We start from the raw sequence: 10,827 nt of genomic DNA on the forward strand, positions 1-10,827 counted from the left end.
AGAAGAGTGTCTGAATTTTCGATTTTTTGTCGGCTCAAGTGAGCGTTGATGAATATCGGCAGTTATTCAGACCTTCCCTAGTTTAAATTCGATAGTTAATGCAATAAATGCATCGAGCCAAGACAACCTTGATAAAATTTACGAAGGGCTGATTGCTTTACTTGGTGAATCTAATGCAAGTAATAATCTAATGAGCATCGTTGGGCGTTGGAAGGAACCGTTAGCGGCTAAGATTTTAGGTGATATGGTAGTTATATCTACGATAGACCAATATAAAATTGACGGATTTATTCTTTTTTTTGGCTTGGATACCGAATCCCTTATATCGGCCTCTTATGACTTTGGGTTAGGGATTCAAGCAATAAAAGTTTTTGAAACAAAGCAATCATCACCTGAGTATTTAGTAAGCGTAAAATACATGACCCAAAGTGGTACTGGATTATATGGTGAGTCAGTCAGAATTTACGCATTAGGTAACCAGATAGTCACTGAAGCACTTGACAAACCATACTATGAATACATAGATGGTTCGTGGGGGGCTTATAAGTCAGATGTCAAATTCGAACAAAACAATAAAATAATAATGGATGGTGTTTTTCCAAAATTGACCACTATAGGGCGAGTTACGTATACAAAAACAGATAATCAAGAAATGCAGGTTGAACTACCAAAAGAAGAATATACGTGGGATTCTAATAGATCGATATTTAAGCAAGTATCTGGAAGGCAAGCAGCAGACCGAAAAACGATGTCAGGGATGTATGCCGACTATGCTGAGCCGAATGGTGATTGGTTTGAGGTGCCTCGTGATTCCAATGAAACCGATTTTAGCCCGGAGCAATGGTAGGTGAATTGAGATTTAACAAAGCTCTGCTGTCGGACCAATTTTCCGTTGTGCTCCAAATTAGCCGCAGAGCGCAATGTTAGGCAGCGTCCATAACGGAGATGATTATGAGTGAAACTGCCTCAACAATAATTAAACTTCTTTCAGCATTAACTTCACCGAAAGCGGCAGTGAAGTACCTTTCAGTTTCTGTGTCCATTGTCATATCTTGGAAATACTTTAGTGAGCTTGCGAAGTCCTTAGGAACGCCAGAGGAAAATATCTCTATCGTAGTCTTACTTGCAGGCGTAGGTTTAGGATCAATAGTCGGGCAAATCATTATCTGGTTAGGTGAGATGGTCTGGAGCTTTGTGTCAGGAAAGCTGGAGGCTAGAAAACATACTCAGAAAGAAATTAAGCATAAAGCTGAAAGCGACCTAAAAACGGCCAATGATAACGAGGCGCTTTTGCGAAAATATACAGAGTCATTTGAACATTTGGGTTGGGAATCAAAAGAAAAACTGCGCGAATTGACTCTACGGGACATCACGCTAGATTTTTCAAATTTGGCTTTTAAAGCATTACTCGAAAATAAATACGTCAAACTGATTTCACAAATATCAAATAGGAATTATCTAGTTGCTCTTAATCCAGTTATTGTTGAGGTAACGAAGGCCACCTGGGAGCAAGAGATTAAAGCGAACGTAGATGACTATTTCCTTGAAATGACGTCAGAAAAGAGCAAAGTTTTGGAACTCATGGAATTCAGGAAAGCAGATGATGATTCGCTAATAGATTTCGACATTAGCTCTACGATCTTTCCGTATTATTCTTGCATCAGGAGAGAGGCTAAAGATGAGAACGGGTTCTGGTTGTGCTTCCGTTCATATTATCTCGATGAGTTCTCAAACAGAACGGGAAAGGAGTACCAAGAAGAAACTTGGATCGACAAGGGTAGAATTTTGCCCTCAGCAGAAAGCGAGGCTGAGAGTGCCTAACAAAGCCAGTCAGAGGAACCAAAAAACTGTCGCTTGCTGTGGTCTTTCGGCACCTGCTGGCGGCGTTATATCAGCATTCCCTCAATGGCCGCTCTTGGCCGAAACCAGCCATTTAAAACTTATGCTTATTCACCCCGTTTCCCCTCCAAAAGCCTGTACCTACGCTTTCTTATGGCAGTAGCTGAAAACTGTTCTGTCCCATGTTGTACCCGCCGCTAGCATCCTGTATTTCTCTAACACCTTGGCGCAATCAGCCCATAACCCCTATGTTGTTGTAAAGACAAAGGGAACGCACATGCTCAATAATCTCGCCAAAAAGCTTGGACTTCGAACAGATCCGACCATTTTTTTCACTTCCGCAGGCATCATGGTGCTGTTCCTGGTGGCGCTGTTAATTGCACCGGACGCGATAGGTAACGCCTTTGGTGCGGGGCGAGAGTGGGTGGTTACTAACCTTGGCTGGTTCTTTATTTTAGGGGTGACCAGTTGGGTGGCGTTTTTGCTGTGGGTAGCGATCAGCCGTTACGGGGCGATTCGCCTGGGCGGCAATGATGCCAAGCCGGCTTATAGCAATATCTCCTGGTTCACTATGCTGTTTGCGGGCGGTATCGGCACCGTGCTGATGTTCTGGGGGGTTGCCGAGCCTATTTCCCACTTCTCTACGCCTCCTAGGCCGGGTGTCGAGCCTTTTTCGGTGGAAGCCGCCGACGATGCCATGAGCTTTTCGATCTATCACCTGGGGCTGCATACCTGGGCGATTTTCGCCATGCCGGGGCTGGCGTTTGCGTACTTTATCTATCGTTACAACTTACCGATGCGTTTTAGCTCGGTATTCTATCCGCTGCTGGGCGAGCGCATTCACGGGCCTATCGGTAAAACTCTGGATATCTTTGCCATTCTGGGTACGTTGTTTGGTGTGGCAGTCTCCCTTGGCTTGGGCACGCAGCAGATTAATGCGGGGCTAACAGAGCTGTTGGGTGTGCCGGATTCGGTGTTTATCAAAGTGACCATTATCGCTGTGCTGACAGCCGTTGCCGTTGGATCGATCGTGGCGGGGCTGGATTCCGGCGTCAAGCTGCTTTCCAATATCAATATCGGCATGGCCGTTGGCCTGCTGATGTTTGTGCTGTTTACCGGCTCGACCGTTTTTCTGCTGCGTGCCGTGGTCGAAACCTTTGGCCTCTACATTACCAACCTGCTGCCGATGGCGTTCTGGAATGACACGCTGGCGCGCTATACCAATACTGATGGCAGCGGTTGGGGATGGCAGGGCAGTTGGACGGTGTTCTATTGGGCCTGGACCGTCACGTGGTCGCCTTTCATCGGCATCTTTGTGGCGCGAATCTCCCGCGGGCGCACCATTCGAGAGTTTGTGCTCGGTGTACTGTTCGCGCCGTCTATCTTTACGCTGGTGTGGTTTGCAATCTTTGGCTGGTCGGCCATGGAGATTGATGGGATTGGGGCTGCCGCACGGGAAGCAATGGGGGATCAGGCCGGGGTTTTGTCCACCGCCGTGGCGGAAAGCATCCCGCTTGCCATGTTCGCGTTTTTTGATAACTTCCCGGCGGCTACGTTAATCCAGGGGTTGGCGGTAGTGGTCGTGGCGATCTTCTTTGCCACCTCATCGGATTCTGCGTCGTTGGTGGTCGATATGCTGTGTACCGGCAGCGCAGACCCTGGCCCATGGCAACAGCGTGTCTTCTGGGGTGTCTCAGAAGGCATGCTGGCGGCCATGCTGATTGTGCTGGCGGGCGATGCGGGGCTTACCGCCTTGCAGGAGGTGATCACCGTTGTTGGCCTGCCGATGTTTATTCTGGTGTTTATAATGATGTTCTCACTGTTGCGCGGCCTGTCTCATGAGGATCTCAGCGAAGTGAGAGTAGGTGCCCCACCCAAACCCGAGAAGCTGAACGAATAGTTGGGTAAGCGAAAAGGCCACTAACCAAAAAGCCCGCTGAGAAAAAATCAGCGGGCTTTTTTGGTGGGCGTAGGAATTCGAGTCTTCCCATCCGCCGCGTGTCATTTACCGAGTAGAAGTGGCGGCCATGGCGTATAGCCACTATTCAGGCTGGGACAGGATCGCCTCCAGCAGGCCTGGGAATCGGCTATCCACATCATCTTTACGCAACGAGTTCATATGGGTCGTGCCCACGGTCTGGGTGTTTACCAACCCGACATCGCGCAATATCCGGAAATGATGCGACATGGTGGATTTCGGGCGGCCACCGTCCAGCTCGCCGCAGCTTGCCTCACCTAATGTGGCAAGGCGCCGTACAATCTTCAGACGAACAGGATCACTCAAGGCGTAAAGCAAACGCTCAAGAACGAACTCGCTAACGGGGGGATGTTTGAAAGGGCGCATGGATAAATCATACACGAATTTGCCCTTTGCCCATAGTTCGAATATTATCGAACTTAAGTAATAACCCCTTTGGAGAAACCTTAATGTCTGCGCTGTTCCAACCCTTCACACTTAAAGACGTCACCCTGCGTAACCGTATCGCGATTCCTCCCATGTGCATGTACTCAGCGGAAGATGGCCTGATTAACGCCTGGCACCGCGTGCATTATGCTTCCCTGGCTCGCGGTGGAGCGGGGCTGGTGGTGGTCGAGGCAACTGCCGTGTCGCCGGAAGGCCGTATCACTCCCGGCTGCGCCGGTATCTGGAATGATGACCTTGCCCAGGCCTTTGTGCCGGTAGTGCAGTCGATCAAGGCGGCGGGTTCCGTGCCGGGTATCCAGATTGCCCACGCCGGGCGCAAGGCCAGCGCAAACCGCCCGTGGGAAGGCGATGACCATATTAGCGAAGATGATCCGCGTAGCTGGCAGACCATCGCCCCGTCAGCGGTTGCCTTTGGCGCCCACCTCGATAAACAGCCGAAGGCCATGACGCTTGAAGACATTGCCCGGGTGCGCGAGGACTTCGTGGCGGCCGCTCGTCGTGCGCGCGATGCCGGCTTCGAGTGGCTGGAGCTGCATTTCGCCCATGGCTATCTGGCCCAGACGTTCTTATCTGATCACTCCAACCAGCGTGATGACGCCTACGGCGGCAGCTTCGACAACCGTAGTCGCTTCCTGTTGGAGACCCTGGCCGCGGTTCGCGAAGTATGGCCGGAGCACCTGCCGCTGACCGCGCGTCTGGGGGTTATCGAATACGACGGGCGCGACGAGCAGACCCTGGGCGAGGCTATCGAGCTGACGCGTCGCTTCAAAGATGGTGGGCTGGATCTGCTTAGCGTGAGTATTGGCTTCACCATTCCTGATGCCAACATCCCTTGGGGCGCGGGCTTTATGGGCGATGTTGCCCAGCGGGTAGGGCGCGAGGCGGGAATCCCCGTGGCCTCCGCATGGGGCTTCGGTACGCCGAGTGTTGCTGAAGAAGCCATCAAGAGTGGCCAGTTGGACTTGGCGATGATTGGCCGGTCGCATCTGGTTAATCCTAACTGGCCCTACCTCGCTGCCCAGGAGCTGGGGGTAGAACGTGCTTCCTGGACCTTGCCAGCCCCCTATGCTCATTGGCTAGAACGCTACAAGTGATGCGTTGAGTCGCTGCTTCTTCGGAACCCGGCGATTTAGTACTCATCGAAGCACCGCTTCTACGAAGAAAAGCAAAAAGCCCGCTGATTTTTTTCAGCGGGCTTTTCTTTTGTAGGCGGGGAAGGTTGGAGTCTCTCCCCGCCTTATAAACCTGATTGTTGTCGATTGCTTAGAACGGCAGGCCGCCGCTGAAACCGATACCCAGTACGGCAATGACGACAACAACAACGACAATAACGGTAGTAGAAGGCATTTTACATTCCTTGTAAGTGGCTTGGATGATCTCTCAGCTTAGCGCATCGGGTTCGTTTTCGCACGATAGCAAAGTGATATCGTTCAAGCGCCGTGAAATGCAGGGGGGATACCTTAAAAAGAAAGCGCCCGGCAGAGGCTGCCGGGCGCGATCGCTTAACGAATAAAATTGCTTTGCTAAGCGGTTACTTACCGCAGCTGCAGTTATGGCCACAGCCTGTTGAGCCATCCGTATGGCCAATGGCGCAGGACTCGGAACAGAATTTTTGACCATTTTTCTCTATGGCTTGGCTATCCACTGCGCAATCGCACTTGGGGCAAGCACACTGTTGCTGAGACATATTGCACCTCCTATGTTGGTACTCATCAGCATAGACCCGACCCCCAGTGTTATGTAATTGCGTTGTCGGCTTAGCTATAGCTTTAGCTTGGCGTAGCGTTCGGCCATGAAGTCCAGCAGCACGCGAACAGAGGGAAGTAGCTCCCGGCGGGCCAGATAAACTGCGTGAATCACTTCCTGGCGAAGTTCCCATTCCGGTAACACGAGCACCAGCTGGCCGGATTCAATGGCGCCGGGGAGCACCAGCTTGGGCAGCTGCACAATGCCCACGCCTGCCAGCGTGGCATGGTATAGGGCGGTCATATCGGTGGTGATTAAACGCGGCGAATGCTCGATCACCTCAATTTGCTCATCGCGCTGCAATCGCCAGGAGTGTTGCTCGATGGGCCTTGCCCGGCTAATGCTTGGGAAGCGGGTAAGGTCGCCAGGCGCTTGCGGGGTGCCATATTGGCTAAGCAGTTTGGGGCTCGCCACCAGGCACTGGCTGCTATCAGATAATACTTTGTGAAATAGATCGCTATCTTCAAACGGCAAAGGGCGGGCACGAATGGCAATATCGACCCCTTCGGTCAGCGGGTCGACATGGCGATTGGCCGCTTCTAGATGAATATGTACCTGGGGGTAGAGCACCATGAACTCCGCCAGCATGGCACTAACATGGAAGTGGAGTAACCCTGTGGGGCAACTTAGCCGAATGGTACCGCAGGGGCCTGTCTGGCTCTCTTCAATCACCTGCTGGGCGGCCTCGACCTCTTTCAGCATGGCTTTACAGTGCAGGTAATAGCGCTGGCCGATATCGGTCATGCGTAAATGTCGCGTCGAGCGGTGCAGTAATAACACGCCTAGCTGTTTTTCGAGCTCTCCAACGTGCCGGCTAAGGTTTGACTTGGCAATACCCAGGGCGCGACCCGCCGGTGCAAAGCCTTCGTGGTCCACCACTTGTACAAAGTAATAAAGGTCATTGAGATTGGGAATTGTCATTATCGTTCTCAAAATGAAACGGTGTGTCGTGATTTTCCCATCTAATCATCGGGCTGGCGACCGCTTACACTCAGTTTCGTAAGTCGCAAGGCCAACCGGAGCTGCCAATGCTGATGGCTCCATTAACTGAGTATCAGGAGTGGATCATGTCAAAACCTTACGTTCGTCTCGATAAAGATAACGCTGCCGTACTGTTAGTTGATCATCAAGCAGGCCTGCTTTCACTGGTTCGTGATATTGAACCTGACCGCTTTAAAAATAACGTGCTGGCCCTGGCCGATATGGCCAAATATTTCAACCTGCCGACTATTCTCACTACCAGTTTTGAAAATGGCCCCAACGGCCCGTTAATGCCCGAGTTAAAAGAACTCTTCCCGGACGCGCCTTATATCGCCCGCCCTGGCCAAATTAACGCCTGGGATAATGAAGATTTCGTGAAAGCCGTAAAAGCGACCGGTAAGAAGCAGCTGATTATTGCCGGTGTCGTGACGGAAGTATGTGTTGCCTTCCCAGCCCTTTCCGCCCTGGAAGAAGAGTTTGACGTGTTTGTGATCACCGATGCCTCGGGCACTTTCAATGCCATGACGCGTGATGCCGCCTGGGATCGTATGTCCAACGCCGGTGCGCAAATGATGAACTGGTTTGGCGCTGCGTGTGAGCTGCACCGCGACTGGCGCAACGATGTTGAAGGCCTGGGCACCTTGTTCGCCAACCATATTCCCGATTATCGCAACCTGATGAACAGCTACAGCACGCTGACGAGCAAGTAATCACGGAGAGCCACTGGCGGCGCGTGTTTCCGGTGGCTTGTTTTCCGTTGGGGCAGCACGGTGCGTTTATCTGCACCGATAACGGGAGCTTCATAATGTCACAAGAGCCTGTTTCAACAACTGTTTCAAGTACGGGTTCAAGTACGGGTTCCAGCCCAATCCAAGCTGCGAACAGCGTTACGCTGAAAATTTGTCATCGCGTCAAGCCCAGCGCGCGAAGCGAATATGAAGCCTGGCTACGAAGAATCATCCAGGCGGCTAGCCAGTACCCTGGCCACCAAGGGGTACATATTTTAAGGCCCACCGAAGGCCAGCACGATTTCGAGATTGCCTTGCGCTTTGCGTCTTCCGAAGAGGCTGCACGCTGGCTTGAATCGAAAGAGCGTCAGGCATTGGTGCGCGATATCCTGCCGGCGTTTCGTCAGGAAGAGGAAATCGAGATCAGTAGCGGGATCGATTACTGGTTTCATACCGCTGGGGCGGCCCCAAGCAAGCAGCCGGTTCGCTGGAAGCAGTGGGTGGTAACGACCGCGGTGATCTGGCCGCTGACCATGTTAGTGCCGTTTTTATGGGCGCCTATCTTTGAAGCGTTTCCACTATTGAGTACGTGGGGAATCCGGCACGGATTTGTGGCCGCCACGATTGTAGGGCTGGTGGTGTATGTCGTCATGCCACGCGTTGTGCGACTGGTAGCGCCATGGATGTTTCGCTGAGCCTGGCGTAAGAAACAAGTAATAAGCAATCACTAAAAAGCCGGGCCGCCTTGCCCACGCTATCATTGAGGAGTGCAGCACATGAGTTGGATGCCGACGATTGAACCCCAATGCCCATCAGCGGGTAACCTTAAGGATATCGAAACGCTGATTATCCCTCGCGCGCGTGATCTGGGCGGCTTTGAAGTGCGCCGTGCGCTGCCTGCACCCAAGCGGCAGATGGTGGGTCCGTTCATCTTCTTCGATCAGATGGGACCAGCTGAGTTCTTGACCGAAGGCGGGATCGATGTTCGCCCCCATCCGCATATTGGACTGGCCACCGTTACGTATCTTTATAAGGGGGAATTTCAGCACCGCGATAGCCTGGGCACCAACCAAATGATCTACCCAGGAGAGGTCAACTGGATGGTGGCTGGCAATGGCGTTACCCATTCAGAGCGCACGAGCCCCGTCACGCGTCAGCAGTCACCGCATTCACTGTTTGGTATTCAAACCTGGGTGGCGCTACCTGAAGAGCATGAAGACAAGCCTGCCACCTTTGAGCATCAAGGCCAGGAAGCCCTGCCGCTATTGCAAGGCGAAGGTAAAGAGGTGCGTTTGATTCTGGGCACGGCCTGGGGCGAAAAGGCCCCCGTACAGACCTTCTCGGAAATGTTTTACGCCGATGCCACCCTGATGCCGGGCGCTAAATTACCGCTTCCTGATGACCATGAAGACCGCGGGATTTACATTACCTCGGGCAGCGTGATCATTGCAGGTGAAGTCTTCGAGGAAGGCCGGATGATGGTGTTCCGCCCAGGCGACCCGATTACCGTCACGGCAGGCGAGCGCGGCGCGCGGTTGGTACTGCTGGGTGGCGAAACGCTCAACGGCCCACGCTATGTGTCCTGGAACTTCGTCGCTTCTTCCAAAGAGAAGCTTGAAGCCGCCAAGGAGGCTTGGATTGAAGGCGATTTTGAACATGGCCGCTTCCAGCTTCCGCCTGATGACAATGCCGAGTTTATTCCTTTTCCAGGCCAGCCGGGCAATTAAGCGGCTGGTTGGCCCCGTTGTATTTCAAGCGGTTCAAGGCACTGCCCAACTGGCTAAAATACTCTTGAAAAGCTGTATTGATAGTCTTGCGGGCGCTGCCTTGTGGATAAAGGCCAAGCTCGGCCTCTGGCGTGGCTTTGGTGCCCTTGACCAGAAAGTGATTCTTGATTGGGGCATCCTGCACAAAGGCTTCAAACGCTCGGGCGCATAGCTCTTCGGGTTTGCTGTAATACACTTGCCCCAGTTTGCGATCCATCGCAGCCGAGTGTTGGAAAAGCTCGCTGGGCTGTTTGCCGCCGGGCTGTAGCAGAATGGCCGTAAAGCAGTCCATCAGGCGTTGGTTAAGAGGGTGGGGAATAGGAGGGGCATCAGCCAGCCAGGCGGTCGAGGCAAACATATCGCGAGATAGGCCCTTGAAACACTTCTGCGCAATGTAGTGATCAAAGGCGTGGAACCACTCGTGCGCGATGCTCCCTGGGCCTGCATTTTTCGCTAGCGCAAAGCTGCGCTGGCCAGGGGCATAGTGGGCCGCGACCCCTGGCCGACCGCCGCTGCCATATTGCAGCGCGAGCGAGCCGCGTAACGACACCAACGTCTCTGGCCCCTGTAGAATCAACATCAAATCGCACAATGCATCATGAAACAGCGTTGCTGCGCGGTCGCGCTCATTAGGCGTTACCCAGCGGCCAATCTCGATGGAGCGAAAATCAAACTGGCGCCGAATAAGCGCAAAGTTGCTGGGCTCATGCTGACGATGGGCTGGCCCGTTGCGATAAAACGTTCGTGCATCGATGTTCACGGCACGCTCACTTAATAGCTATCAATCAAAGCGGCCATGATAGCGCAGATCGAGCGTTTTTTTGCTTTTGGGAGAAGGGCGGCAGATGGCTACGCACAAAAAAAGCGCCCTCAGCTGAGGACGCTTTTTTGTTACCTTGCTCTTCCCTGATGTTGCGTTGCTCTTCCTGAGCCGTCATTCCCTTGTGTGCGGTTTCCTTGCCGCGAACACTACAAACAATAGAGAATAGTTAAACAATGTACAAGTAAAAATTGTAACATTGTTGTACGAAAGCGTTGCGATACTGCGTCAAAGCGAAAATAGGGCGTATCATTTGCAAAATATGATCCTTATCTGTGGGGGGGATTTTTTGTTTGGCCTCACAGCGCTCTATGATACCAAAGCATAGGGTGCTGGGCGGTGCGAGGGGCAGTGCCGATCAAAGAAATGAGGCGTTTTTATAAACAGGCGGATACATCCGCAAGTCAAGAAAAGCCGTTACAAAAATTAATTTACGGATACCTAAGGAAGCTCTGAAAAAGTCACTGCCATCAGCGATAATACGGCTATCGTCAACTGCATAGGATTCAGTGCTGCCATGGA

The 10,827-nt window shown here is 52.3% G+C and carries 11 protein-coding genes; 7 read left to right on the plus strand and 4 right to left on the minus strand.

What is annotated here, in order from left to right; genetic code table 11:
* The first annotated feature begins 190 nt into the window (after positions 1-190).
* The 3 genes from INT33_RS20250 (at position 191) to INT33_RS20260 (ending at position 3,739) form a co-directional block, all read left to right on the plus strand.
* Complete coding sequence (locus INT33_RS20250; protein WP_193092881.1) at positions 191-847, plus strand: hypothetical protein; 657 nt, start codon at positions 191-193, stop codon at positions 845-847.
* A 104-nt stretch (positions 848-951) separates the two neighbouring features.
* The gene (locus INT33_RS20255; protein WP_193092882.1) at positions 952-1,821 is read left to right on the plus strand and encodes a hypothetical protein; all 870 of its coding nucleotides are present in this window, start codon (positions 952-954) and stop codon (positions 1,819-1,821) included.
* 295 nt (positions 1,822-2,116) lie between these two features.
* The gene (locus INT33_RS20260; RefSeq protein ID WP_193092883.1) at positions 2,117-3,739 is read left to right on the plus strand and encodes a BCCT family transporter; all 1,623 of its coding nucleotides are present in this window, start codon (positions 2,117-2,119) and stop codon (positions 3,737-3,739) included.
* 141 nt (positions 3,740-3,880) lie between these two features.
* Here the strand turns inward: INT33_RS20260 and INT33_RS20265 are convergent, their stop codons facing one another.
* Positions 3,881-4,183 (minus strand): ArsR/SmtB family transcription factor, encoded by a 303-nt coding sequence (locus tag INT33_RS20265; RefSeq protein ID WP_193092884.1) that lies wholly within the window; start codon positions 4,181-4,183, stop codon positions 3,881-3,883.
* Between the two features lie 83 nt (positions 4,184-4,266).
* Here INT33_RS20265 and INT33_RS20270 point away from each other — a divergent pair, with 83 nt between their 5' ends.
* Positions 4,267-5,358: an NADH:flavin oxidoreductase/NADH oxidase gene (locus INT33_RS20270; RefSeq protein ID WP_193092885.1), complete on the plus strand. Its 1,092-nt coding sequence runs from the start codon at positions 4,267-4,269 to the stop codon at positions 5,356-5,358.
* Positions 5,359-5,795: 437 nt separating this feature from the next.
* Here INT33_RS20270 and INT33_RS21505 read toward each other — a convergent pair whose 3' ends face one another.
* The gene (locus INT33_RS21505; protein ID WP_318782778.1) at positions 5,796-6,143 is read right to left on the minus strand and encodes a hypothetical protein; all 348 of its coding nucleotides are present in this window, start codon (positions 6,141-6,143) and stop codon (positions 5,796-5,798) included.
* Positions 6,026-6,931: a LysR substrate-binding domain-containing protein gene (locus tag INT33_RS20280; protein WP_192539283.1), complete on the minus strand. Its 906-nt coding sequence runs from the start codon at positions 6,929-6,931 to the stop codon at positions 6,026-6,028. Before INT33_RS20280 ends, INT33_RS21505 begins: the two co-directional genes overlap by 118 nt.
* A 146-nt stretch (positions 6,932-7,077) precedes the next feature.
* On the opposite strand from INT33_RS20280, the gene ycaC reads away from it, so the two are divergent.
* From ycaC to INT33_RS20295, 3 genes are all read left to right on the plus strand, one after another.
* Positions 7,078-7,701, plus strand: a complete 624-nt coding sequence (gene ycaC / locus INT33_RS20285) for an isochorismate family cysteine hydrolase YcaC (protein ID WP_192539284.1) — start codon at positions 7,078-7,080, stop codon at positions 7,699-7,701.
* Positions 7,702-7,796: 95 nt separating this feature from the next.
* Complete coding sequence (locus INT33_RS20290) at positions 7,797-8,414, plus strand: antibiotic biosynthesis monooxygenase (protein ID WP_193092886.1); 618 nt, start codon at positions 7,797-7,799, stop codon at positions 8,412-8,414.
* 81 nt (positions 8,415-8,495) lie between these two features.
* Complete coding sequence (locus INT33_RS20295) at positions 8,496-9,446, plus strand: pirin family protein (protein ID WP_193092887.1); 951 nt, start codon at positions 8,496-8,498, stop codon at positions 9,444-9,446.
* On the opposite strand, the gene INT33_RS20300 is transcribed toward INT33_RS20295, so the two are convergent.
* Positions 9,415-10,245 (minus strand): CLCA_X family protein, encoded by an 831-nt coding sequence (locus INT33_RS20300; protein ID WP_193092888.1) that lies wholly within the window; start codon positions 10,243-10,245, stop codon positions 9,415-9,417. The genes INT33_RS20295 and INT33_RS20300 overlap by 32 nt on opposite strands.
* Positions 10,246-10,827 lie beyond the last annotated feature (582 nt).

This window comes from Halomonas colorata (assembly GCF_014897985.1).
GTDB classification, from domain to species: domain Bacteria; phylum Pseudomonadota; class Gammaproteobacteria; order Pseudomonadales; family Halomonadaceae; genus Vreelandella; species Vreelandella colorata.

Bases quoted from the DNA above. Each gene is read 5' to 3' on its own strand.
- INT33_RS21505 (WP_318782778.1), bottom strand. From the start codon at position 6,143: ATGGGAACTTCGCCAGGAAGTGATTCACGCAGTTTATCTGGCCCGCCG.
- ycaC (WP_192539284.1), top strand. From the start codon at position 7,078: ATGTCAAAACCTTACGTTCGTCTCGATAAAGATAACGCTGCCGTACTG.
- INT33_RS20270 (WP_193092885.1), top strand. From the start codon at position 4,267: ATGTCTGCGCTGTTCCAACCCTTCACACTTAAAGACGTCACCCTGCGT.
- INT33_RS20255 (WP_193092882.1), top strand. From the start codon at position 952: ATGAGTGAAACTGCCTCAACAATAATTAAACTTCTTTCAGCATTAACT.
- INT33_RS20295 (WP_193092887.1), top strand. From the start codon at position 8,496: ATGAGTTGGATGCCGACGATTGAACCCCAATGCCCATCAGCGGGTAAC.
- INT33_RS20280 (WP_192539283.1), bottom strand. From the start codon at position 6,931: ATGACAATTCCCAATCTCAATGACCTTTATTACTTTGTACAAGTGGTG.
- INT33_RS20290 (WP_193092886.1), top strand. From the start codon at position 7,797: ATGTCACAAGAGCCTGTTTCAACAACTGTTTCAAGTACGGGTTCAAGT.
- INT33_RS20265 (WP_193092884.1), bottom strand. From the start codon at position 4,183: ATGCGCCCTTTCAAACATCCCCCCGTTAGCGAGTTCGTTCTTGAGCGT.
- INT33_RS20250 (WP_193092881.1), top strand. From the start codon at position 191: ATGAGCATCGTTGGGCGTTGGAAGGAACCGTTAGCGGCTAAGATTTTA.
- INT33_RS20260 (WP_193092883.1), top strand. From the start codon at position 2,117: ATGCTCAATAATCTCGCCAAAAAGCTTGGACTTCGAACAGATCCGACC.